Consider the following 22,744-nt stretch of genomic DNA (forward strand, 5'->3'; position numbering starts at 1 on the left):
TCTGAGTTGAGAGAGCGGCTGTCCAGTTCCAACACTCATTTGGTCCCCGCTGTCTTTGTGCGGTAACTCCCAAAGATTCGGCTGCGATCATGCCGAGGGTGGCGGCCGGCGGGTGTCGGTGCCTGTGTGTATGCTCCGGCCATGACTATTGATGTGAACGCGGCCGGTGTGCTCGCCCAGGTGATTCCGGCTCTTCTGGTTTTCCTTGCTTTGGAGGATCGGCTTTCCCCGGCCCTTATTCCGGGCCAGAAGTGGCGCACTAGACTAATGCGTTGGAGGGAATTCGCCGTCGTTGCGAATCTCCTTTCCTTGGCCTTGTGCTTGGTTATCGTCGTCACGAAGGTCGAGAACTTTGTCATCAGCCTCGTTATCGCGGCGAGCGTGGCGTTCCTCCTCGTTGTTCTGACGATGCTGTTTGCCGGCATGTTCGGCAGGGACGACGAGCGAGTCAGCCCGGCAGTGGACACGACGACGTAGCCCGCTCATGCCGCCACCAGCGTTCCTGCGCCGGCCAGCGAGAGCGCTGCCACGATGAACAGGTCCCGGGCTGCTGGCGGGGTCACGGCGTTATGGCGCTGCCGGCCTGATTTAGCTGTTCCCGCCTGTCGTTGGATTTAGGACGGTGGTGTTGTGCGCTACGGCTTAGACTCACCTGAGCGAGAACGAAACAATATTGGGGGAACTCATGTCGGAATACATCCTTACCTTGCTTGTCGCTGCAACCCTGCTATGGGGCAGTTACTTCCAACTTCTGTCTCTTACTGATGAGTTCGCAGACGTCAATCCGGCGAAGCTTTCTGAAAAAGCACAAGTTCGGCGAAAGCTAGCCAACCGTGGTGCAGTCGGTGCCGCCGTAGGTGGCTTTATCGCCTTTGCGGTTGCCGCTTTCGGCGTACTGAATAATGACTTTTGGACGAGTCAGGAACTTTTTTTCAAGATCGGTGGAACGGTGTATTTGGCCGCATTTATTGCAGCCGGTGTTTACCTGCTGGTTTTGATGAAAAAGCATCATGGCTTTCCGTCCCCTTTGAGTGACCGGCCAGAAACCGATGTACAGGGGCCGAGACAGCGGACTCGAGTTGCCGGCCGGCCGCGACCCAGCCAGCACCGTCACCGTATCGCTGGCAAGTGGACAGAAGCGAGCAAGTTGAAGCCGCCGGCAACGCGCTTACGCCACCAGTCCGGCATGTTCGGCAGAAAAGACCCGGAGTCGACTACTGTTGCGTCCGAAGTCGTGCAGGTTCCCAGCGGATAGCGATGAGATAGTGGTTCTCGAGCTGCTTGGGCATGTCCCCGCAGACCGACTGGCCCAGGCCGGCGCTATTGTTTAGCCCATGACTATTAATTGGGGGACGCCAGTCGGCTGGACTGGCAGCAGAGCCGAAATCGCCGCGATGTACGGGGGATCGACACAGGGAGGAATGGTGACCTCCAGGACGTCTCCGAACGTCCTTATCTTCTCGGACCCAGAAGAAGGCGTGAAGTTCGGTTATCAGTACGACGGCTGGGCGCATGATGGCTCCATTTTCTATTACACGGGCATGGGGGATGACGGCGCCCAAAGGATGTGGCGGGGCAACAAGGCAGCCCGCGATCACAAGGCGGATGGCAAAGCGATCCGACTCTTCGCAACGGATGGAATGATTCCCGGAGCCAAGAAGACCAAGAAACAGATCTATTTGGGAGAATTCGAAATAGATCCGGCGTTCCCCAATTCCATTGAGGATGCGCCCGATTCCTTTGGGGTCACACGGACTGTCTTTGTGTTTAATCTGCGCCCAGTGGGCGAAGTACTCAGGCGAGACCAGGACTTCGCCTCAACCGACTCACACCTATCGAAGGACTGGACCGCCGAAAGAGTGCCGCTTGAAGAGCACACTTCCGACACTTTCGTCCTTCCCGAGCAGGCACAGGTCGTTGCGCTAAAGCGTGAGCAAGCTCTGGTAAATGCCTTCCAACAGGTACTCGAAGGACGAGGCCACGAAGTCGACCGCTTCGCTATAACGCCGCCTGGAAACAGCCATGTGTTGCTATCAGACATTCACGACGCCACGGACAGCGTCCTTTACGAGGCCAAAGCCGAAGCTACGCGAAACAACGTCCGCACCGGACTCGGGCAGATGCTGGACTACCGTCGTGGCGTGACAGTCAAGAGTTGTCGGATGCTGCTTCCTGCTAAGCCCGCTGACGATCTTCTCGATCTTCTGGCGGAGCACGGCATAGACACCGTCTGGCGGGAAGCTGAGACGGCGCAATTCTGGCTGTACTCCAAAGGACTGGTCGTAAGCTTCTAGGTCCGATCTCGATTTCACTCGCCGTCCTCCTCGTCATCGGCGCCTACTTCCTCGCCTGTGACGCAGGAGAATGGCGAGCATCCGGTCATGCTGGCGTTGTCTGCTGCGGAGAGCTTCTCCTCGAACTCGGAAACCGCCAGCATGCGTAGGACATCGGATTGGCGGCCGGCCCACTCGTGATAGGAAACTTTGTCGATCGGCGCCTCGGATAGCGGTAGCCGGGAACGGTGCAAGAACGCTTGCCCGAGTAGCGGTTGTCCTTGGGCGTTCGCTCGCGCGGCTCCAGCGCGGATTGAGGCGTCGAAGTCGACAGCGTCGGCCCATTCGTCGGGCGACTTGTCGCGGAGTTCCCGCCATTGCATGTTTGAGTGGAACGGACAGCCGATGCATGCCGACTTGGGCGTCTGTTCGAAGCCATGGGCCGTGAGCAGGGACCGGCACGTCTCGCGGTCCATTCCCAGGTCGAGAAGTGGGTATTTGTTCCGTGAGTATCGGACGTCGCCTGTCTTTAGATTCCCGTCCTTATCCAGGGCTCGGCTCACCTCGTCGGTGCTGATGCCTATCCACTGCTCGGCGAACCAGCCCCTTGGTACGCGGCCGGGCTTGCCGTCCTCGCGTGGTTCGGCTCCGAGGAGCTCCCTGGTCTTGGCTTTGATCGGTTTGAGCTTGTACTCGCCGGTGCACTGACGCCGGGTCATTCCGTCGCCGCCATCCCGGTTCTTGATGAAGAGGGGCATTGAGGCGAACCTGTGGGTTGGGTTCAGGGCGTCGTCCCGGATGTTGCCGGACGAAACTCGGTAGATGGGGATGCCGGCCGGCTTGGCGACTTCCTCTTCCAACCGCTTGAGGTGCTCGTAGACGGACGCTGGCTCCCAGCCCGTGTCTGAGAAGATTGCGGCATCCAGGTTGGGAAGGTCGCCGCGGGCGGCCAGGATCAACAGAGCTGATGACTGAACGCCGGCGCCGAGGGACAGAATGCGCAAGGCTGGATCAGCCATGGCTCCTCTTTTCTAGTGGTGGTAGTTGCGTGCGGGGGCCGGCACGGCGGGCGCTTCGATCACTACGACGTGAAGCGCGCCGCCGGATCCGGGGACGCGGCGGCCGTCGGCGATGCATGCCCTTGGCGGGCCGACGATGGTGGCGTTGTGGCGGTGGGCGACGCTGGGCAGGTCGCCGATGGCCTGCAAGATGAGTTCCGCGTCGGTGGTGGCGGTACCAGTGCCCTCGACAACGGGCCAAACGCCGCGAAAAGTGTGCGTCGGCGTTACGGGCTTGGGTTTGGGTTTGGTCATCGTCCGCGTCTTTCTTTCTCGATGTTGTAGATGGCTTTCCGACTGGTTGGGTCACGGTATGCGGTCACGGCCCCGTTGTTGGCGGATTGCGCCGCGGTGGCGAGCCAGTCGCCCCAATGGCATTTGCAGTGTCCGGAGAGTGCGCAGCCATAGGGGGACCAGCAGCAGCGGCGGGCGCACGGGCTAAGCGGCATCGGCCCGGTGTGTGATGTGTTCGCGGATCTTGGCCGGCTGGAATCCGGACCAGACCTCCTCGCCCTCAAGCGTGGAAGTGATGACGACGGGCATTTGGCGGATGCCGAGGGTTTCGGTGACGTAGCGGTAGGCGGTCGCGTCTTCCTCGACGTTCACGGATGTGAAGTGAACGCCTTCCTTAGTGAGCAGGCCTTTGGTCATGTCGCATTGGCGGCAGTCGTTCTTGGTGTAGACGACGACTGCGACGCCGTCCCGTGCCTGGATCCGGGCTGTGAGGTCAATTGCTTCGGTGGTCATATGTTCCTTAGGGTGTGGCGCGGCGCCCGGCAGGGGTCCGGGCGCCGCGGGCATGAAAAAGACCGCTCTGTGGCGGCCAATGTTTTGTGGTGCGGGTGTGCTAGTACGATCCCCAGTCGGACTGCGCTGGTGCTGGTTCGTTGCCCCAGCCTTGCGCGCTTGTTTCCGCTGCGGGCGGCGCGCTGGCTGAGCCCTTTTTGTTGATCACGGACATGCCGCGCACGGTCACGTCCAGCGATGCTCGGTTGACCCCGTCTCGGTCAACGTATTCGCGGGCCATGAGATCGCCGTGGACGGTAACCCTGGCGCCCTTGCGGAGCCGTTCGACGTAGTATTCGGCGTCAGGGCCCCATAGTGTGCAACGGAACCATTGCGTCTGCTCCTGCGACTTGTCCCAACTGCCTTGGGCGTCCTTCTTGCCTTTGGTGTCAGCGACGTTGAACGTGAGGCAGGCGTTACCGCTGCGTTTGAAGTCGATGGCTGGCTCGCCGCCGAGGTTGCCAGTGAATTCGATCTTTGCCACTATTCGGCCGCCTCCGCGATCGTTTCGAGCACGCTGATCCACTGGCGGGCGACGTCGGGTTTGATGTGGAAGAAGAAATCGTCGCCCATGCGGATTTGCTGGCCGATCCGCTCATTGGAGGCGATGGGGGCGACCTCGATGGGGCCTGCGAGGACTGAGACGGATACTGATCCGGTATTGCTCATGCGTTGGTCTCCTGGTGGTGGTCTTCTCGTACTGCTGCAAGGATTTTCTGTGCATCCTCGGTGCTGATCTTGTTCGGGTGATCCCATGCGGCGCCTATGACCTGGCCTGCGGTGGCGAGAATTTGGGGGCCGTCGCCTTCATACCCGGCTGCGGTTAGCGCGTTGGTGATCGCCTGCCATTGCGCACGCCACGGTTCGGTGGAGGGTTCGGCTAGAACCGATACCGTGTGCTGCTTTACCTTCTTCTGACTGATGCGGACGGGGATGGTGAAGTCAGCGGCGATGTGCGACATGGCGACCACTTCAACACCGCCGACCGCTTCGCCTGCGTAGATCACCTCCGGGTTGTTGACCAGCTTCACGCACCGCCCAACCCATGCGTCGGACTCGACGCCCCATCCGTGGGCGATGACTCGGAGCATTCCCTTTGACGGTTTCCACGGTCGCCCGTCCATGCCGACGAGATCGATAATGACGGGCTTTACCGCGTCGCCTCGGCGCACGGCGGCGATGGTTGCGACGATAGGTGCGCCGGTCAGGTCCGAGGCGTTGAGTTGGTCAGATTTGGCTACGAGCGCCTTTGATATGTCCACTAGAAAGTGATCCCCAACTCTGCGAAGTGGTCGATGCGTTCGGTGTCGGGCATGTTGGCGGTGGCGTCGAGGTAGTTGCTGACCATGTCGGTTGCTGTCTTCTCGAAATGGGCAGCGGCGTCGAGGATGGCGGCGTGCCAGTTTGGGTCGGGGTAGACGCGCTTTGTCCAGAGCTTCATGCCGCCGCAATAGCTGGTGTAGTCGATCCAGGGCCGGCCGGAGACGAGCAGCCCGGTTTGCAGTTGCGCCATGTTCTCGGCTGGCACTTCATCGGAGAGGACGGTCTTGAGCTGGATCTTCTGGGCGCGGGATTTGATTTCAATGAGCCCGTCTTCGCCAACCAGCCCGTCTGGTGAGTAGCCAATCTTGAAGCCGTCGAACTCGCGCACCATGAAGCCAAGCTCCGCGACGCGGGCGTGGTGGGTTGAGTATGCGTCTCGGGCATAGGGCTCATCCAGGGTGCCGCGTTCCATGGCCCGGGACTGCTGGATGGGTTCAACATGGCCAGTGATGCGTTCGGCGGCAAGAGCCATAGTGAGGCCGAGCGCCGTATCGCTGGTGTTGTCCGCGGTGATCACCCTTTCCAGTTCCCGGGCGGCTGCTGCCCGGGCCGGGTGGAGTGTCTTCAAAGGCCCGGGTGACCGCTTCCCAACGCATGGCCCGGATGCTTCAGCTCCGCATTCAGGGCAGTCGGTTTCAATCGCGGTGGGTTGGCGTGCGGTGACGATGTTGCCGATGACGGATGCGGTGAGGATGCCGCATCGGGCTTGCAACCATTCGTCGGTGCCTTGTTCAAGCTCGGGGTATGTGTGGAGTGTCATTGCTCTCCTTGGTTTTGGGCATGAAAAAGGCCCCTCGTGGGGGCCGTTGTTATCTTGTGCAGCCGCAGCGGCTGGCCGCGTCGGTTTCTTCGTCGTGGTTGATGGCGTTGCACCGGTCAGTGTGGTGGTGGCCGCATTTGGGGCAGTACGGGTTAGCCACCGGTCGCCGTTTCGGTGTTGAAGATGTCTTGGAGCCGAGCCGGGCGCATGGCGGGGAACTTCGCGATCAGCCTGTAGTTGCGCTCCGGGTCCAGACCGAAGTTCGGCAATTCGATTGGACGGGTAGCGGTCGGGATCGTCACGGTGGCCGCGGCGACTTTGTTGGCGGCGATGAGGACGCGGCGGGCCTCCATGACCGTGATGTTGTGCTCGCGGGCCTTCTTGAACACTTCGGCCGGCGTCGGGTTCGTAACCGGGTTACGGGCAATGAGTTCCGCGGTCATGGCATTTCCTCGGCTGTGGCTTGAACGGTGTGCTGGATGAGCGACTCGGGAACGGTAACGACAGCTTCCGGCGTCAACGGCTCGAACGCGGCCGCCGGGACGCGGATCCGCACCTTGACCACCACACAGCCGGGTTCCAAGACGGCGGGCTTGCGCTGCGTCGACTTGATGACTCGCAGCGGTCGGTTCCAAACACCTTCAGTACGGCGCAGCTGGAGGTAGGTGTCCGCCTCGAGGTACCCGCTCATCGCACTTCCCAAATGATGTGGTGGCGGCCCGGGAGAACGTGCGGGATGAGGTCAGCGAGGCGGCGTGTCAGTGTCCAACGGTTGGCTCGGCGGGGTGTTGTTGTCATTAGAATCCGTATTCCTTTCGGGCGGCGTCCGCATCATCAGCGGCGCGGGTGTCACGCTCGGCGTCGAGCAGGTCGTAATCGATGTCTTCCGGTTCCTCAAGCAACCGGTCATGTTCGGCGGCGCGGGGGATCATCACGAAACCGCCAACCATCGACGTCGCGAGGATCAGTACAAAAAGGCCGTTGATCATGTCTCCTTCTTTCTCCAAGTCCGGGTGACACCGTGCTTGCGGGACTTGGCATGTGATGTTTGGTAGCCGACTGCTTCGATGAGGCCGAGGTTCTTTGCCGCGATGAGCGCCTGGCCGGTCCAGTTCTTGTGAGCTGGTGCCGGCATCTCGCCCCGGACGTCGTCAGCGGAAAAGATTTCGTGCGCACGCGAGATCCCGACGATCGCCGCGATGGCGTCTTCCCGCCACTGCTCCTTGTCCTGCTCTAGGACCGCGGCCTTCATGCGCACATCACCGAGAATTCAGTCCGGAGGGTGTGGACGTCGGTGTACTCGTCGTCGGCGTTCATGCAGCCAACCCCTGGCTGCGTGAGGGGGTAGGTGGTCACAGACACTCCTGTTTTTAGGCGCGAAAAAGACGACCGTCGTGCGTGGCGGTCGCCTTTGTTCCTGCAGTGCTTATTGGTTTTTGTGTCGTATCAGGTCTGCTGGCGGGTCTGTGCATCCAGCCACTCGTTCACGTCAGAGACGCGGTACCGGACCGAACGTCCCCCCAGCTTGATGAACTTAGGGCCTTTCCCCAGGTACCGCATCTGGGCCAGGGCTCCCGGCGTTACTCCCAGCCAATCGGCCAAGGCTTGGGCTTTGAGCAGCTGGTCGCCGGCGCTTGGGCATGCTGGAGTGTGCGATGTCGGCTGTTCTTCCCTCACTGGGCCTCCGCATCGAATGCGTCGTTTACCCAGTCGATGACGTCTTGTTCGCGGTACATCACCCGACCGCCGAGTTTGGCGCAGCGCGGCCCTGTGCCGTTATGCCGCATCCAGCGCATTTGCGCCGGAGTTTTGCGTAACAGCTCGGCCACCTCATTGAGCGTCAGCAGCCTTATTGGGGAAGGGCTTCTAAAATCGGTTTCGTTTGTCACTGTGTCTCCTATCGTTCTGGCGAGCATGCTGCTCGATGCTTAGAGGAGAACGGATCGCCTCAACATTGGCAAGGTTCGCCTATAAGGCCTTCCTTTCCCCCGGAAAAGTGAATTCGTATGCCGCGTAGCGGAACATGCCACCCTTCTGAGTCCGCGACAGGTAACCAAGCTTGATCAGTCGTTGAATTTTCCGACGCGTAGCTTCGGTGGAAGCTTTTGCTCCCGCCTCCCATCCCATCGCCTCTTGCAAAAGTTCCCAGCCTTGGAAGTACTCTGGAGGATTGTTGCGGGCGTGAGACGCCATAACAATCAGCATCTTGAAGTCTTGGCCGTTTAGGTTGGGGGCCTCTGTGATAATTCGATCGACAAGCATGCTCATCCGCTTGGCATTTCAAGCCGGTGCGTGGTGAACACGCCGCAGGAAGATCCGACTCCGAAGCTGTGACCCTTGTGGGCTTCGGAGATATGCCCGCTGGCGCGAAGCTCCTTGATTGCTCGGCCGACCGTTATTGCTGAACGGCCGATGTCCATCCCCAGCTGTTCGTAACCAGGGGTCGCGAACTCGCCATCATGCTCCGCGTACGTGGAGAGGGTGTACCCCACGAGCTTGGCCATGGCGGACAGTTGCTCAGTGTGGCGGATTGAATCCCGCCACTCTCTAAGATTGATCTTCATGCGGCTACCCGGAGTCGGCGGGCTGCGTTGGCTTCGTTTTGGGCGGCGCGTTCGGCGAGGACGTTCTCGACGGCGGTTTCGCCCGTGGGATCTTGGTGCAAGAGGAAGAAGGCGTCGAGGTCGACCGGGCCGCGCTCGTCGTGCAGCTTCTGCATGCGACGGGCAGTCTTCTTCATCTCTGAAAACGTGGCGGTGATGCCGTGCTTGGCGTTGTAGGTGGCGAGTTTGGACAGGTAATCAGTGTTTTCGGGCATGACAAATAGACCCTTCTTCTCGCAAAGAACACGAGAGTGATGGTTAGTGCGGGGGAGTGGTGCCCTGATGCGGCCGAAGGCTTTTGCGGCGATATAGCTTAGGGAGTCGACCGAAGCAGCCGGTCAATGTTCTTGCGTTGCGTACGGGGCCGCTGAATGGTCGGCGGCGGGGTAACGATTGCTTGGTACTGGGCTTCTGTGAAGCGGTAGATCCGGCCAATTTTCACGGCCTGCCACTGTTTCGACCTACACATTCGCCGGACTGTTTCAACGGAGATGTTCAACTTTCCGGCTAGGTCTACCGTCGTCATGAGGCCAATTTCGTCATGATCGGCGGTCATTTTTAGGCCACCAAAGAGGCGGTCCTGGGAGCGGAGATTTCGAACGCCTCCCCGAGTCCAAGCCCGTATGTATCGCAGAGTGCGACGATGAAGTCAGCGGAGGGTTGCTCGCCGGCCTCCATCCGTCGGAGCGTGGACCGGCTTACGCCCATGAGACGTGCTTGTGATTCTTCAGATGAGAGCCGGTGTATCTCTCGGAGCCGGGGGAGAAGGCCGTCCCGGACCCTAAGTTTCTTTCCCATTCCAGGGCCTCCTGTGTTGTGTTTCTGCAACGATGTGATTCAACTATGGCACAACGTGAATCAAAATCACAACACTGTAGTTCGAATGCGCTACAGATTTGTTTCAGTTTTGAAGCCGCGGCCCCGAGACTCCTGTAGCATTCCGGCTTGCGCATGTGTCAAAAATGAAACAGTATTGCCTCATGGATAGATCAATTGCGGCGTGGTTAGAGTCCAAAACTGGCGATTCAAAGCGGCAGATGGCTCTTCGAATTGGCCTACAACCAAGTACTTTCAATCGCAACCTCCATACGGCTGAAGTCATCATCCATGTGTGTGTGGCATATCGCTTGAATCCCGTCGAAGCCCTTGTCGAAGCTGGCATCCTGGACGCCGTCGATGTGCTGGACTACGCGGACGAGGTGGAGTTCTTAGATAAGACGACTAGGACGTCGCCTGTGCGGATCATTGACAGGATTCGCAACCAGCTGGAGGAACTTGACCAAAGGCTAAGGTCCGAATCGTTGCAAAGCCAGGAGGAGGTACAAAACTTCTCGGATCCCGACTACTCAAAAATGTCGGAGCCTGAGGCATACGATTTGGCGGCTTACAAGGGGGACGAAAATATTGCACACGACGATCTACCGCATGAACCCTAGGGCTGTTGCCCATCAGATGGGGGTCCGAGTGAGGACTGCGGTGACTCCAGCCGGTTGGTGGGGGGCCTATGACCACCAGAGGCGACTTATTACGCTTCGCCCGGGTTTGGGGCCCATCCAATCGGCCTGCACGCTGATGCATGAACTTGGTCACGCTTACTACGGACACATCGGCGTGACGGGAAAACAGGAGACATTGGCAAATCGATGGGCGGCCTTTCGGCTCGTGGATTTCGACCGAATGATTGCCGCGGCCGCAGCTGAGCAATCAACCGCGGGGGTCGCGGCTTCGCTAGGCGTGCTGCCGAGCGTTCTAGAGACCTATCTTCAAACCCTCACGCGAGCCCAACTTGATCATGTAAGGGCCGTCGCAGTCGGTCGTGCCGCTTAGGAAATCGCGCTTCGCCTAGACCGCGAGCCTGACCTCGGGCGAGGATCGGTTTCGCATCATATTCGCTGTTGACGCCGTCAACATTTCCGGTCGTGTCGACGTTTCTTCACGCATGTCGAGTAGTGTCGACTTCCGCTAGATTACGCCAAATACGGCATTGTTACGCGACTCGTCGCGGGGGTTCAAATCCCCCATTCTCCGCCAGTGTGATGAGTCCAGACATCCTGCATGGATGAGTCGGGTCATCGGTAACACCCCGGTCTTCGGACCGGGGTGTTTTTCTTTGCCTGGGTTGGTAGCCGCGGGCGGGGTCGATGGTGAGTTTCCCGTACCGGTTGGTCAAGCCGCTTAAATCCTTGAATCCTCAAGTTTTGCTCAAGATTGGCTAAAGACTTGAGGAGATCCTAAACGAACCTTATTTAAATCTTTGAGCTGCCTTGATGTGGGCCCGGAAAAGTGGATCTCGTTCCGCTGTACGGTCTCAAACGAAACGGAAACGTCCCCATGGACAGCTCTAGTAGCTCTGGCACGGGTCCGCGCCTGGGGGCGAGGACCCGCCACCGCTTTTCTGCACGCCGAGTGCTCGGCGTGATCGCGACGACGGCGGCGACGCTCGCGACGCTTGTATTCCTTGCCGTCGGTGTGGCGGCCCCGCTGCTTCACGTCGGGTTTTCTCCCGTCCTGACCGGTAGCATGCGGCCGGCTTACGCCCCCGGGGACCTGCTTATCACGGCACCGACCGATGTGAGCAGCCTTCTTCCGGGCCAGATCGCAGTTTTCACCCCTCCGGGTGAGAGCACCCCGTTCGCCCACCGCATCACCGCCATTGCCGGCACACCCGCCAAACCGGTCCTCACGACCAAGGGCGACGCCAACCCTGCTCCGGACCACTGGAAGGCTGTGCTGGACCAGGCCCAGGTGCCGGTCGTCGTCGCTGTCATTCCCTCAGTGGGAAGTGTGCTGCTGTGGATCGAGAACCCCCTGCAGCGGGCCCTCCTGACGGCCTCGTTCGGCCTGGCGGTCACGGGATCCGCTGTCTGGTGGATCCTCCAAAGCACCCCTGCCTCATCGGCACGCCGCACCTCCGGTACGTCCGGTCGCCGCAGCGCCGTCCCCGCTCTCTAAAAAACGTCCCGCACCACCCTCCTCCAAAGGATCAATCATGTCTGCAACCACAGCCCGCCGCGCCGCCCGCTCCACCCGCCGCCCGGCCCCTGCCCTGTTCGCCGCCTGCGCCGTGGCGGCAGCCGGCCTCGCAATCACCGGAGGCGGCGTGTTCGCCGCCCTGAACGCCACCGCCTCCAACGCGACCGCCCAGAACGCCACCTCCGGCACCCTGAGCCTGACCATGGCCAACAACGGAACCGGGTTCGGCCAGTCCGTCTCCAACCTGGCTCCCGGCGACATCGTGAACCGTTACGTCAACCTCACCCAGGGCGCCACCATGGATGGCAAGGCCCTGACCCTGGCCGTCGCGGATGGCACCCCGACCAAGCTCACTACCGATGCCACCAAGGGACTGCACGTCACCGTCACCCAGTGCTCCGTCGCCTGGACCACCACCGGCGCCGGCGCCTGCACCGGTACCGGCGCGGTGGCCACCGTCCTGGCGACGAACGTTGCCCTGAGCTCCCTCGTCGCGGCACCCTCCACGCTGATTGGCGGCACCGTCACTGCTGGGTCCACCCTGAACCTCCAGGTCTCCCTGACCCTGCCGGACCAGAATGAAACCACGGTCAACGGAACCCCGGCTCCCACCGCCCCCGCCACAACGATCCAGGGCCTGTCCTCGGCCCTGACCTGGACCTTCGGCGAAACCCAGCGCACCTCCACCGTCACCGGAAGCTAACAACGGGTGAACGTGCACCACTACCCCGGCAGGGCCGCAGCCGCCATCGCGGCAGCGGTCCTGCTGGTGTGCACGTCCACACCAGCCCAAGCCGCCACCACAGCCAATACCGCCTCCGGATCCCAAGCCGTCCCGAGCGGCAGCTGGGGAGCCGTCCCGTCACTGAACACGTCAGCCCCCTACGGCAGCGGCCCGCTGACCCTCTCGTTCCCCAACAACGGAGGCGTGGGGAATCCTTCGTTCGCGCCCGTGTACTTCACCGTCGGGAACACAGGCACCCTCCCCATCGCGGCGGCAAATTACGGCGGCTCCACCTCAGCCCAGCCCCCCGTGCAATTCACTCTCGAATCCTGCAGCACGACATGGAACGAAGGCACCGGCACCTGCCCGGGCGGAAGCGTCGCAACAATCCTGACCGCTTCTGGCTCCTCTACGATCCAGGCCACCCCGGGCCCCGCCCCCGCCAGTCAGGGAGCAGGTATCCGGCTCCGGGCCAGGGCCAACAGCGACGGCAGCGGCAACGTCCCCAAAATACCCGCATCGACACTGACCCTCAACGTCTCGGTCGACCGCACGCAGGTCCGGACCGCGACCACCACCAGCGGCTGAACCCCACGACATGGATCCACAAAGCACCCGCGGCAACCGCGCAGCACCCGAACAGGATAAGAACTTGGCAGCGACAGCATGCAATGCGGTCTTTCACCCGGACGCCCTGCTCGACCTTGCAGAACAGCTGCAAGGCACCACCATTCCCAGACGCTACGCGCTGACCTTTCTCGAAATGCTCCAGGCCCGTGTAGAACGAGTCCTCTCCACCATCGGCAACAATGACACCGAGGACGCCATGGACGCCGTCCTCAGCCTCAAAGTCAACGCCCACATGGTCGGTGCACGCTCCATGGAGGAAACCTGCAACGGCCTCGAACAAAGGATCCTCCACGGCGACATGCCAGGCGCGGCACGCAACGCCGCAGTCCTTCCCTGCAACATCGACACCCTCAGAACCGCCATGTCCGAGTTCCTTTTCGGCACGTTCGGCGACGGAACAACGGCGTCCAAGTAATACCGAACCACGTGCGGAACCGCGGCCCCGAACTCACCCAGCCGGCAGCCTGAACGCAACCGTCGGTCTTGAGTGTCACCACTGTCCCCGGCCCTACACCCGTTCCGCAGCCACCCGTTCCAGGACTTCCCGGCACGCCAGGATTGCCGGGTGGATCCGGCCGGCGGTGCGCGTCGAAGTGAAGACTGTCCGCTTGGGGAGCCCCGGGAGGTCCAGCAGCTGCACTGGCGTTGTCCGTCCCGTCCAGACGAGGTCCGGCATCAGGGCTACGGCATTGCCGGATTCGATGAGCCGGATCTGTGCTTGGAGGTCTGCGGTTTCGTAACGGACGTCAGGCTCGAAACCGGCGGAGCGGCATGCTTGCTCCGCCCAGTGGCGGGACGCCGCACCGCGCGGTTCCATGACCCATGGCAGCGCAGCCGTGTCCGCGAGCGAGGAAATCGATTCGCCGCCGAGGCCAATCGGGGGAGTGGCTAGCCTGATGGCGTCGCTGGTCAGGGTGGCCCTGTCCAGGCCGGGGTGGTGCGGGGCGGCGTGTCCGGGGTATTGCTCGGCCACCACGATGTCGAAGTCGCGGGCCCACGTTTCATAGAGCGCAGTCTCCGGTTCGCGTTGGATCATCTCGACGCGCACCTCGGGATACTCGCCCTTCATGATCGTGAGGAAGTCCGGCATGAGGGCCAAAGCGGCGGTTTGGAACACGGCCAGCCGGACCGTTCCAGTCACTGTGGAGAGAGACGCGGCCAAGTCCGTCTCGGCCCGCTCAAGGGTGGCCAGCAACGACGCCGCGTGCTCCACCAGGATCTCGGCCTGCGGGGTCAGCTGCACGCGTCGCCCAGATTTCCGAAGCAGTTTCACGCCGGCTTCCTTCTCCAGCAAGGTCAACTGTTGGGACACCGACGACGGGCTGTACTTCATCGCGTCCGCCACCTCTGCGAGCGTTCCGCGGATCTTCAATTCGTGCAGCAAGCGCAGCCTACGGACATCCAGCATTCGGTTCTCCAGAAGGGTCGAGAAATCTAATGAATATTCTTCAGAAAAGATCGCTTTTCCTAATCTGATTGTAGATCCATACTGATGGAAACAAAGCCCTCTCCGCACCAAAAGGAACGAAGCGCATGAGCACACCAACCCGGGATTCGAGCATCGACGCCAGGACGCAATCCACCCCGGAATCCGGACACCTCCAGGAGTTGGCCCACGAAGCCATCCAACTGGTTCGACACTGGCTCACCGAAGCCTCGAAGGTGCCCGTTGACGTTTCCGCCCAGCGCCTCGCCGGCGTCCTCAAGGACCCGAATGGCCTGGACTTCACGGTGGGATTCGTCGACGGCGTCATCCGCCCCGAGGACCTGACCGTCGCCGGCCGCAACCTGGCGAAGCTTGCCCCGAAGGTTCCGGCATTCCTGCCCTGGTACATGCGCGCTGCCGTGCGCACCGGCGGCGTCATGGCCCCGGTCCTGCCGCAAGTGGTCATCCCGATCGCCCGCAAAGTCCTCCGTGACATGGTGGGCCACCTGATCGTGGACGCCACCGACGCCAAGCTCGGCCCCGCCATCGCCAAGATCAAGCAGAACGGCGTCCACCTGAACGTGAACCTCCTGGGCGAGGCCGTCCTGGGCGAACGCGAAGCCAGCCGCAGGCTCGAGGGAACCCTCAAACTCCTGGCTCGTGACGACGTCGACTACGTCTCCATCAAGGAGTCCTCCACGGTGGCCCCGCACTCGCTCTGGGCCTTCGATGAAGCAGTGGACCACGTGGTGGAGAAGCTCACGCCGCTTTATGAGCTGGCCGCATCGTTCCCCAAGCCCAAGTTCATCAACCTGGACATGGAGGAATACAAGGACCTGAGCCTGACCATGGCCGTGTTCACCCGGATCCTGGACAAGCCCGAATTCAAGAACCTCGAGGCCGGCATCGTGCTTCAGGCCTACCTCCCGGACGCGCTCTCGGCCATGCAGGAACTGCAGGAATGGGCTGCGGCACGCCGGGCAAACGGCGGCGCTCCCATCAAGGTGCGCGTCGTCAAGGGCGCCAACCTGCCCATGGAACAGGTCCAGGCGTCCATCCAGGGCTGGCCGCTCGCAACGTGGGGTACCAAGCAGGATTCGGACACCAACTACAAGCGCGTTCTCAACTACGCGCTCACCCCCGAGCACATCGATGCGGTCCGGATCGGCGTCGCCGGCCACAACCTCTTCGACGTTGCGTTTGCTTGGCTGCTGGCGAAGGAGCGCGGTGTCACGAAGGGCATCGAGTTCGAGATGCTCCTCGGCATGGCCACGGGCCAGGCCACGGCAGTCCGCAAGGACGTCGGAAGCCTGCTGCTGTACACGCCGGTAGTGCACCCGGGCGAGTTCGACGTCGCCATCGCGTACCTGATCCGCCGCCTCGAAGAAGGCGCGAGCCAGGACAACTTCATGTCTGCCGTGTTCGAGCTCAGCGAGAACGAAACCCTGTTCGAACGCGAGAAGCAGCGTTTCCTCGCCTCGCTCGCACAGCTGGACGACGCCGTTCCGGCCCCCAACCGCACGCAGGACCGCAACAAGCCCGCGGCGGCCACCCCAAACCAGGGCTTCGCCAACACGCCGGACACCGATCCTGCCCTGCCCGCCAACCGGGCCTGGGGCCGCGCCATCCTGGAGCGCATCCCGGGCTCCACCGCCGGCAACGCGATCGTTGAAGCCAGCAAGGTCAGCGACCCGCAGGAACTGGAACGCATCATTGCCACCGCAGTGGAGCACGGCAAAGCCTGGGGCGCCATGCCGGCTGCCGAGCGCGCAGCCATCCTGCACCGTGCGGGCGACATCCTGGAATCCCGCCGGGCCGAGCTTCTTGAGGTCATGGCTTCCGAGACCGGCAAGACGATCGAACAGGGCGACCCCGAAGTCAGCGAAGCAATCGACTTCGCGCACTACTACGCTGAGCGCGCCAAGGACCTGGAAACGGTCGACGGCGCCACGTTCGTCCCAGCGAACCTCACCGTCGTGACCCCGCCATGGAACTTCCCGGTGGCGATTCCCGCAGGTTCCACGCTGGCGGCACTCGCGGCGGGATCCGCCGTCGTAATCAAACCGGCAAAGCAGGCCCGCCGCTCCGGTTCCGTCATGGTGGACGCGCTGTGGGAGGCCGGTGTGCCGCGCGAAGTGCTGGCGCTCGTGCAGCTCGAAGAACGCGAGCTGGGCACCCAGCTGGTCTCGCACCCCAGCGTTGACCGCGTGATCCTCACCGGCGGTTACGAGACCGCCGAGCTCTTCCGCTCCTTCCGGCAGGACCTCCCGCTGCTCGCGGAGACCTCCGGCAAGAACGCCATCATCGTCACCCCGCACGCGGACCTCGATCTCGCGGCCAAGGACGTCGTGTACTCGGCCTTCGGGCACGCCGGGCAGAAGTGCTCCGCCGCCTCGCTCGTGATCCTGGTGGGTTCGGTTGCCACCTCCGAGCGCTTCCACAACCAGCTCATTGATGCTGCCCGCTCGCTCAAGGTGGGCTACCCGGAAGAGGCCACCACCCAAATGGGGCCCATCATCGAGGCGGCCAACGGCAAGCTCCTCAACGCGCTGACTACCCTCGGCGACGGTGAGACCTGGGCCGTGAAGCCGGAGAAGCTCGACGAGACCGGCCGTCTGTGGTCCCCGGGCATCCGGTTCGGCGTCAAGCGCGGCTCCTACTTCCACTTGACCGAGTTCTTCGGACCGGTCCTCGGGGTCATGACGGCGTCCACCTTGGAAGAGGCCATCGCCATCCAGAATGAGATCGAATACGGACTCACGGCCGGACTGCACTCGCTCGATTCCGATGAGATGGAAGTCTGGCTGGACACCATCCAGGCCGGCAACCTCTACGTGAACCGCGGCATCACGGGCGCCATCGTCCAGCGTCAGCCGTTCGGCGGCTGGAAGAAGTCCGCCGTGGGCGCGGGCACCAAAGCCGGCGGACCCAACTACCTGGTCGGACTGGGCAGCTGGCTCCCCGCAGAGCCCGGCGCGAAGCGCGGTGCCACGCTCAAGGGTGCGGCAGCTTCGATCCTGGCAGCGGCAAAGGCCGCAAGCCCGCTCGTTGAGGCCAGCGACGCGGAGGCCCTGCAGAAGGCCCTCTTCAGTGACGCCGAGGCATGGGCCACGGAATTCGGCACCCGCAAGGACGTCTCCGGCCTGACTGCCGAGCGCAACGTCTTCCGGTACCGGGCCGTCCCTGTGACCATCCGCCTGTCCGAGGGCGGGAAGCTCGTGGACTTGCTTCGCGTCGTGGCAGCCGGGGCAGTGGCGGGTTCGGCACTCACGGTGTCCTCCGCCGTCGAGCTTCCCGAAGCCGTTATCGCAGCGTTCGCGGGACTCGGGGTGAGCACCCGCATCCAGAACGACGCCGAATGGCTGGCTTCCGCGGCAGGCATCAACGGTGGCCGCATCCGCCTGATCGGCGGGGACAGCAGCGCACTGAGCGCAGCGACCGGCGGTCGTCCCGACGTCGCGATCTACCACGGCACGGTGACCCCGGCCGGACGCATCGAGATGCTGCCGTTCCTGCACGAGCAGGCCATCAGCATCACGGCGCACCGCTTCGGCACTCCGAACCACCTGTCGGACTCGCTGATCTAGCGATTCGTCAAAGAAGCCCGGCGGGACGGCCACAAGCCCTTCCGCCGGGCTTCTTTGCGTCTATGCCTCGTACCCCAAGCGCCGCAACCGCTGGCGGGCGGCCTGCTCGCTGGGGCCGCTGCGGCCCAAAGTCAGGCGCACGACGGCGAGGACCACCCGCGCGGCGAGAATCGACGGCAGCGGGATGGGGCCAAAACGGGCCTTTTCCAGCCCCAACAGTTCCCGATACCGGGGTTCCAGGCTGGCCACGGCCGCGGCGAACAAAATCCGGTAACCGGGTTGCAGCGACGCTTTCAACGGGGGATATCGGATGAATTCGATGGTTTCCCTGAGCCGCTCGTCCGCGCGGAGATGGCCGGAGGCATACCACTGGTCCATTTCCGACGCCACCTCGGCGAGGCTCAGGGGAGGGTCCTCGACTCCCATCAGGCGGCCGGCCTGGGCCCACTCGCGGATGTACGCGTCGGCGCCGCCGGGGACAGCACCTCCCCAGATCCTGTGCGCCGCCACGAAGGAATCCGCGTACGCCACGTGGACCCAGCGGAGAAGCTCGGGATCGTTGGCTGAATACTCGCGGGTTTGTCCCTGGGCGTCGACGTAGCTGCCCTTGACGGAGTCATGGACCCGCCGCACGAAGCGGGTTGCCGTTTGCGCTGCCTCCATGGAGCCGTAGCTCACGGTGAAGATCCAACGGATGGTATTTGCCAGCCGGCCGAGGGGATCCCTTTTGAAGCCTGAATGGTCGTACACGCCCGCCAAGGCGCCGGGGTGCAGGGACTGCATGAGCAGCACCCGGATTCCCGCGACGATCGTGGGCATGGACCCGTGGACGGCCCAGACGGCCGATCCGGGAAGGTGGTATCCGGGGTCGTTTCCCTCCGCAAGCCGCAGCACCCAGTCAGGCGTGGACTGCGGGTGACCCGTAAAAGTCGTCCGCAGTTCCGCTTGCCACTTCTTCAGGAAGTTGACCATGGTCCATTGTTGCGCAGCATTCTGTTGGCGCAAGGTGCCGCCTTGTTTACGCAAAGGTGCCGGCCTGCTGTGGTAACAGCGGGCCGGCACCTTTGCGCGAATCCGTTTAGGCTGCGGGTTGTTCAGTAAGTGCCCGACGGCGGCGTGCCGGGGACGCTGCCACCAGCAGCGCCGCGATTGCCACGGCAGCGCTCAGGACCAGGCCGGGCCGGTATTGATCGAGCATGGCCGCCGCGCTGAGCGTGCTGCTGGTGCCTGCGCCGGTGTCATGCCCGCTCACCAGGGCCGTCGTCACGGCAAGGACCAAAGCCGCCCCAACCTGCGTGCTGGTCTGGATGAGTCCGGCGGCCAGCCCCTGCTCCGAATCCCGGATTCCAGCGGTGGCTTGGACGTTGATGGACGGGAAGGCCAAGGCGAAACCGATGCCCAGCAGGATGACCGAGGGCAGGATGTCGAGCACGTAGTTGGGTGAGGTCCCAACGCGGAGGAACAAGACGTAGCCAAGTCCCATGGCGGTCAGGCCGGCGAGGATGAGCTTCGGGGCGCCGAATTTCTCGATGAACCTATCCGCGAAGGGTGCGCTCGTCGCCACCAGCAGCCCGGTGGGAAGCAAGGCAAGCGCCATGCCCAGGGGAGACCAGCCGAGCACCGACTGCAAGTACATGGTGAGAATGAACTGGAAGCTCAGGTAGGAACCGAACAGTCCAACCGCGCTCAGGTTGGCGCGGGCCACCCAGCCTTCACGAAGGATGCCGAAACGGATGAGGGGGTGTTTGACCCGGTTTTCGATGACGGCGAAGGTTGCCAGCACGGCAGCAGAGATAGCGAATCCGGCGATTGTTGCCACAGATCCCCAGCCCTTCTCCGGAGCTGAAACCAAGGTGTACACGAGGCCAAGCATGCCGAGCGCGAGGGTGACAGCGCCCCAGACATCATGGCCGCTCTTTTCCGTGGACGGCCTGTCCCGGGGAATGAACAGCAAGCCAAGAACCACGACGGCGACGGCGATCGGCACCGACACCAGGAACGTCCAGCGCCAGCTCAAGCTGGTCATGAGCCCGCCGACCACCAGCCCGAGCGAAAAGCCGCTCGCGCCGAACGTGGTGAAGATGGACAGCGCCTTGTTGCGCTCGCGGCCTTCAGCGAAGTTGGTGGTGATGATTGAGAACCCGGTAGGGGCAGTGAACGCCGCGGCCAGGCCTTTGACGAAACGCGTGGCGATCAGGAGGGTGGGGTCATCCACGAGGCCGCCGAGGAGTGAAGCAGCAGCGAACACGGTCAAGGCGATCAGGAAGATCCGACGCCGGCCCAACAGGTCGGCGAGCCGTCCGCCCAGGAGCAAGAGGCTCCCGTAGCCCAGGACGTAAGCGGAAACGATCCACTGCAGGGAATCGGTTCCGAGGTGGAGTTCGTGGCCGATGGAGGGAAGGGCTACGCCCACCATGGAAACGTCCAGGCCGTCGAGAGCCAGGACCGTGCACACCACCATCAGCAGCAGCCACTGGGCCCGGCTCCAGCGGACGGCTGTATGGAGCTGCTCGGCAGATCTAGTGAGGGTGCTTGGTGAAGTCATGGTTTCAATCTATATGACACGTCATTCAATGACAAGGAATATGACTAGGAATCTTATGACGTGGACTTTATCTGGGGATTCGGCTAGAATCGGGCCATGGCAACAACGCAGGATCGCCAGCTGGTTGAGCAATGGCGCAGCATCCAGAACTCGTACTTCCGCACCGCGGCCGCCATCGACCGCGCCCTCGAAGCCAAGTTCGACATCGGCTTGAACGAATTCGAAATCCTCGATCTCGTTGCCGAAAGCGTCGACTCTGCCTGCCGCATGAAGGCACTCGGGGAGCGGACTCCCATGACCCAGAGCGCCGTCTCCAAGGTTGTTGACCGCCTGGAGAAAGCCGGACTCGTCTCCCGCGTAACTTGCACCGATGACCGCCGCTCGCTGTACCTCGAGCTGACCGACGCCGGCCGCACGCTGCATTCGGATGCCGCCGTCGAGCACCGCGCGCTGCTGAAAGAGAACCTCGGCGAGTAGCCCGCTACGCTCCGGCGAGTGTTTCGCGGACCGGCCAAGTATGAAGTCGAGTGTTCCCATTCGATTTCATAGCGGCCACAATGGGACAAGCGCGCCCGTACTGGGGATGAGCGCCTGTCTCAGGAGCCGCTGTGGGAAAGCATCATGAGTCTGCCCGGATTGTCGATCTGGTACTCACACGAAAATTTGGCCGGGTCCTTTCGGCTTGCTTCCTCGCTGTCGTGGTGATCCTGGCTTTTGGTTTCCAGGGCCCGAGTTTGGGGCGACAGGCAAGCGACGGATCCTTGGCCACGGGCCAAGTCGAACCCGGCATGCTCCCCACGGATGGTGCCACGTCCAGCGCGCAGGAGGCCGTGCCTCAAAGCCCGTCATCGGCCCCGGTCCAGGCAGGTGACCAAGCCGCGGTGTCTTTTGAACGATCCCCGGTCCAAACCCTCGACAAGAACGGCGTCGGCACCCTCAACGTCTCATCGAGTTCCCTCGACCGGCCCCCTGCCGGGAAACTGTACGCGCCGCTCGAAATGCTGCTTCCGAGCTCTCCCTTCGGGTTGAGGATTGATCCCTTCACCGGATTGCCCGGGGAGTTCCACTGGGGCCAGGATTTCGCCGCGGCTTGCGGCACGCTCGTCTACGCAGCCGACTCGGGCGTTGTCCGGGCCGTGGGATGGCACCCGTGGGGTGGCGGCAACCGCGTGGAAATTGATCACGGCAACGGCCTTGTCACCACCTACAACCACCTTCAGGGAATTGCCGTGACCAAGGGGCAATCGGTCCGGGTAGGCGAGGTCATTGCCAGAGTGGGAACCACGGGTTCCTCGACCGGTTGCCACTTGCACTTCGAGACGATCCTCAACGGCGTTTACACCAACCCTATGAACTGGACCTTCCTGCCAACCAAGCAGGTGGATCCCCTCGGCGATATCCCGATGGTCAGCTACCAGCCAGGGTCCGCCACCGCGACCTCGGCGGGGTCGGTCTGGTCCATCCCCGGGGCCGTGCCGACTGAGGGAGCCGTGCCCTCGAGAGAGGCGGTGACCGGCGGGGTGCAGGAAGCGAAGGTTGCGCCGCCGAGCACGACCGCTACAGGCACGCAGACGCCGACGGCGTCACCCACCGGGAGTTCGACGGGGTCACCCACCGGGACGCCTAGCCCGACCGCGAAGCCGACTGGAACGCCGACTGCGACGCCGACTGGAACCCCTACTGCGACGCCGACTGCGACGCCGACTGGAACCCCCACTCCAAGCAAGACACCGACGCCGACGCCGACTGCCACCCCGAGTCCTACCGTGACTCAGGCTCCTACCGTGACACAGGCGCCTGTGGTGACACCGACGCCCACAGTGACAGCACCGCCTGTGGTGACCGTCCCGCCCACGGTGGCGCCGACGTCGAGCCTCCCCGCGCCGGTACCGACCGTGACGCACACTCAGTCAGTCCCGCCGGCGCCCGCGACGCCGGCCCCCACCAAGCCCACGCCGTCAGCGCCCGCGAGCCCCAAGCCGTCGGCCACCGCGACCACCAAAACGACCCCTTAGCCGTAGAAGTCATCGCTTTCCCGGAGCCCGTCCAGCCGCCC

General features: G+C 62.8%; 33 protein-coding genes. 12 read left to right on the forward strand and 21 right to left on the reverse strand.

Annotated elements, in window-relative coordinates:
- Positions 1–141: 141 nt before the first annotated feature.
- From LFT47_RS02165 to LFT47_RS02175, 3 genes are all read left to right on the forward strand, one after another.
- Entirely contained in the window at positions 142–477 is a 336-nt protein-coding gene (locus LFT47_RS02165; protein ID WP_236814716.1) for a hypothetical protein, read from the forward strand.
- Between the two features lie 208 nt (positions 478–685).
- Positions 686–1,255, forward strand: a complete 570-nt coding sequence (locus tag LFT47_RS02170; protein ID WP_236814717.1) for a hypothetical protein — start codon at positions 686–688, stop codon at positions 1,253–1,255.
- 166 nt (positions 1,256–1,421) lie between these two features.
- Positions 1,422–2,294: a hypothetical protein gene (locus LFT47_RS02175; protein ID WP_236814719.1), complete on the forward strand. Its 873-nt coding sequence runs from the start codon at positions 1,422–1,424 to the stop codon at positions 2,292–2,294.
- A 14-nt stretch (positions 2,295–2,308) separates the two neighbouring features.
- Here the strand turns inward: LFT47_RS02175 and LFT47_RS02180 are convergent, their stop codons facing one another.
- The 18 genes from LFT47_RS02180 to LFT47_RS21460 form a co-directional block, all read right to left on the reverse strand.
- The gene (locus LFT47_RS02180; protein WP_236814721.1) at positions 2,309–3,292 is read right to left on the reverse strand and encodes a hypothetical protein; all 984 of its coding nucleotides are present in this window, start codon (positions 3,290–3,292) and stop codon (positions 2,309–2,311) included.
- A gap of 12 nt (positions 3,293–3,304) precedes the next feature.
- Positions 3,305–3,586, reverse strand: coding sequence for a hypothetical protein (locus tag LFT47_RS02185; protein ID WP_236814723.1), 282 nt, complete (start codon positions 3,584–3,586; stop codon positions 3,305–3,307).
- Between the two features lie 183 nt (positions 3,587–3,769).
- Complete coding sequence (locus LFT47_RS02190; protein ID WP_236814725.1) at positions 3,770–4,078, reverse strand: glutaredoxin family protein; 309 nt, start codon at positions 4,076–4,078, stop codon at positions 3,770–3,772.
- A 100-nt stretch (positions 4,079–4,178) separates the two neighbouring features.
- Complete coding sequence (locus LFT47_RS02195; protein ID WP_236814727.1) at positions 4,179–4,601, reverse strand: single-stranded DNA-binding protein; 423 nt, start codon at positions 4,599–4,601, stop codon at positions 4,179–4,181.
- Positions 4,601–4,786: a hypothetical protein gene (locus LFT47_RS02200; RefSeq protein WP_236814729.1), complete on the reverse strand. Its 186-nt coding sequence runs from the start codon at positions 4,784–4,786 to the stop codon at positions 4,601–4,603. The genes LFT47_RS02195 and LFT47_RS02200 overlap by 1 nt, the downstream gene beginning before the upstream one ends.
- Positions 4,783–5,379, reverse strand: coding sequence for a hypothetical protein (locus LFT47_RS02205; protein WP_236814732.1), 597 nt, complete (start codon positions 5,377–5,379; stop codon positions 4,783–4,785). Before LFT47_RS02205 ends, LFT47_RS02200 begins: the two co-directional genes overlap by 4 nt.
- Complete coding sequence (locus LFT47_RS02210) at positions 5,379–6,200, reverse strand: lambda exonuclease family protein (RefSeq protein ID WP_236814741.1); 822 nt, start codon at positions 6,198–6,200, stop codon at positions 5,379–5,381. The genes LFT47_RS02205 and LFT47_RS02210 overlap by 1 nt, the downstream gene beginning before the upstream one ends.
- A gap of 152 nt (positions 6,201–6,352) precedes the next feature.
- Positions 6,353–6,643 carry a hypothetical protein gene (locus LFT47_RS02215; protein ID WP_236814743.1) on the reverse strand — a complete coding sequence of 97 codons (291 nt, stop codon included), beginning with the start codon at positions 6,641–6,643 and terminating at the stop codon, positions 6,353–6,355.
- Positions 6,640–6,891 carry a hypothetical protein gene (locus LFT47_RS02220; RefSeq protein ID WP_236814745.1) on the reverse strand — a complete coding sequence of 84 codons (252 nt, stop codon included), beginning with the start codon at positions 6,889–6,891 and terminating at the stop codon, positions 6,640–6,642. The genes LFT47_RS02215 and LFT47_RS02220 overlap by 4 nt, the downstream gene beginning before the upstream one ends.
- 106 nt (positions 6,892–6,997) lie before the next feature.
- The gene (locus tag LFT47_RS02225) at positions 6,998–7,189 is read right to left on the reverse strand and encodes a hypothetical protein (RefSeq protein WP_236814748.1); all 192 of its coding nucleotides are present in this window, start codon (positions 7,187–7,189) and stop codon (positions 6,998–7,000) included.
- On the reverse strand, positions 7,186–7,458 hold the full coding sequence (locus LFT47_RS02230) for a hypothetical protein (protein ID WP_236814750.1): 273 nt from the start codon (positions 7,456–7,458) through the stop codon (positions 7,186–7,188). Before LFT47_RS02230 ends, LFT47_RS02225 begins: the two co-directional genes overlap by 4 nt.
- A 188-nt stretch (positions 7,459–7,646) precedes the next feature.
- Positions 7,647–7,877 (reverse strand): helix-turn-helix transcriptional regulator, encoded by a 231-nt coding sequence (locus LFT47_RS02235; protein ID WP_236814752.1) that lies wholly within the window; start codon positions 7,875–7,877, stop codon positions 7,647–7,649.
- Positions 7,874–8,089, reverse strand: a complete 216-nt coding sequence (locus LFT47_RS02240; RefSeq protein WP_236814753.1) for a helix-turn-helix transcriptional regulator — start codon at positions 8,087–8,089, stop codon at positions 7,874–7,876. The genes LFT47_RS02235 and LFT47_RS02240 overlap by 4 nt, the downstream gene beginning before the upstream one ends.
- A 79-nt stretch (positions 8,090–8,168) precedes the next feature.
- A complete protein-coding gene (locus tag LFT47_RS02245) occupies positions 8,169–8,468 on the reverse strand; it encodes a hypothetical protein (RefSeq protein WP_236814762.1) in 300 nt (99 codons plus the stop codon).
- Positions 8,465–8,764 carry a helix-turn-helix domain-containing protein gene (locus tag LFT47_RS02250; RefSeq protein WP_236814764.1) on the reverse strand — a complete coding sequence of 100 codons (300 nt, stop codon included), beginning with the start codon at positions 8,762–8,764 and terminating at the stop codon, positions 8,465–8,467. Before LFT47_RS02250 ends, LFT47_RS02245 begins: the two co-directional genes overlap by 4 nt.
- Positions 8,761–9,018 carry a hypothetical protein gene (locus LFT47_RS02255; protein WP_236814766.1) on the reverse strand — a complete coding sequence of 86 codons (258 nt, stop codon included), beginning with the start codon at positions 9,016–9,018 and terminating at the stop codon, positions 8,761–8,763. Before LFT47_RS02255 ends, LFT47_RS02250 begins: the two co-directional genes overlap by 4 nt.
- A gap of 98 nt (positions 9,019–9,116) precedes the next feature.
- Positions 9,117–9,359, reverse strand: a complete 243-nt coding sequence (locus LFT47_RS21455; protein ID WP_442863428.1) for a helix-turn-helix domain-containing protein — start codon at positions 9,357–9,359, stop codon at positions 9,117–9,119.
- A gap of 2 nt (positions 9,360–9,361) precedes the next feature.
- Positions 9,362–9,601 carry a helix-turn-helix transcriptional regulator gene (locus tag LFT47_RS21460; protein WP_442863429.1) on the reverse strand — a complete coding sequence of 80 codons (240 nt, stop codon included), beginning with the start codon at positions 9,599–9,601 and terminating at the stop codon, positions 9,362–9,364.
- 182 nt (positions 9,602–9,783) lie between these two features.
- On the opposite strand from LFT47_RS21460, the gene LFT47_RS02260 reads away from it, so the two are divergent.
- The 6 genes from LFT47_RS02260 to LFT47_RS02280 all read left to right on the forward strand — a co-directional run bounded on the left by LFT47_RS02260 (position 9,784) and on the right by LFT47_RS02280 (position 13,545).
- Positions 9,784–10,239, forward strand: a complete 456-nt coding sequence (locus LFT47_RS02260) for a hypothetical protein (RefSeq protein WP_236814768.1) — start codon at positions 9,784–9,786, stop codon at positions 10,237–10,239.
- A 16-nt stretch (positions 10,240–10,255) separates the two neighbouring features.
- Complete coding sequence (locus LFT47_RS21465) at positions 10,256–10,630, forward strand: ImmA/IrrE family metallo-endopeptidase (protein ID WP_442863457.1); 375 nt, start codon at positions 10,256–10,258, stop codon at positions 10,628–10,630.
- Positions 10,631–11,134: 504 nt separating this feature from the next.
- Entirely contained in the window at positions 11,135–11,755 is a 621-nt protein-coding gene (locus tag LFT47_RS02265; protein WP_236814770.1) for a signal peptidase I, read from the forward strand.
- A gap of 37 nt (positions 11,756–11,792) precedes the next feature.
- Entirely contained in the window at positions 11,793–12,479 is a 687-nt protein-coding gene (locus LFT47_RS02270; RefSeq protein ID WP_236814772.1) for a CalY family protein, read from the forward strand.
- 6 nt (positions 12,480–12,485) lie between these two features.
- Positions 12,486–13,088 (forward strand): hypothetical protein, encoded by a 603-nt coding sequence (locus tag LFT47_RS02275; RefSeq protein ID WP_236814775.1) that lies wholly within the window; start codon positions 12,486–12,488, stop codon positions 13,086–13,088.
- 64 nt (positions 13,089–13,152) lie between these two features.
- On the forward strand, positions 13,153–13,545 hold the full coding sequence (locus LFT47_RS02280; RefSeq protein WP_236814777.1) for an Hpt domain-containing protein: 393 nt from the start codon (positions 13,153–13,155) through the stop codon (positions 13,543–13,545).
- A gap of 93 nt (positions 13,546–13,638) precedes the next feature.
- Here LFT47_RS02280 and LFT47_RS02285 read toward each other — a convergent pair whose 3' ends face one another.
- Positions 13,639–14,538, reverse strand: coding sequence for a LysR substrate-binding domain-containing protein (locus LFT47_RS02285; RefSeq protein ID WP_236814779.1), 900 nt, complete (start codon positions 14,536–14,538; stop codon positions 13,639–13,641).
- A gap of 125 nt (positions 14,539–14,663) precedes the next feature.
- Here LFT47_RS02285 and LFT47_RS02290 point away from each other — a divergent pair, with 125 nt between their 5' ends.
- Complete coding sequence (locus LFT47_RS02290; RefSeq protein WP_236814781.1) at positions 14,664–18,143, forward strand: bifunctional proline dehydrogenase/L-glutamate gamma-semialdehyde dehydrogenase; 3,480 nt, start codon at positions 14,664–14,666, stop codon at positions 18,141–18,143.
- 60 nt (positions 18,144–18,203) lie between these two features.
- Here LFT47_RS02290 and LFT47_RS02295 read toward each other — a convergent pair whose 3' ends face one another.
- Complete coding sequence (locus LFT47_RS02295; protein WP_236818263.1) at positions 18,204–19,115, reverse strand: oxygenase MpaB family protein; 912 nt, start codon at positions 19,113–19,115, stop codon at positions 18,204–18,206.
- Between the two features lie 106 nt (positions 19,116–19,221).
- Positions 19,222–20,688: an MFS transporter gene (locus LFT47_RS02300; RefSeq protein WP_236814783.1), complete on the reverse strand. Its 1,467-nt coding sequence runs from the start codon at positions 20,686–20,688 to the stop codon at positions 19,222–19,224.
- 96 nt (positions 20,689–20,784) lie between these two features.
- Between LFT47_RS02300 and LFT47_RS02305 the strand changes: the two genes are divergently transcribed.
- Both LFT47_RS02305 and LFT47_RS02310 read left to right on the forward strand, forming a co-directional pair.
- Positions 20,785–21,165, forward strand: coding sequence for a MarR family winged helix-turn-helix transcriptional regulator (locus tag LFT47_RS02305; protein ID WP_236814785.1), 381 nt, complete (start codon positions 20,785–20,787; stop codon positions 21,163–21,165).
- Between the two features lie 131 nt (positions 21,166–21,296).
- Entirely contained in the window at positions 21,297–22,703 is a 1,407-nt protein-coding gene (locus tag LFT47_RS02310) for a M23 family metallopeptidase (RefSeq protein WP_236814787.1), read from the forward strand.
- Positions 22,704–22,744 lie beyond the last annotated feature (41 nt).

The sequence above is a fragment of the Arthrobacter sp. FW306-2-2C-D06B genome, assembly GCF_021789175.1.
In the GTDB taxonomy this organism is placed as follows: Bacteria; Actinomycetota; Actinomycetes; order Actinomycetales; family Micrococcaceae; genus Arthrobacter.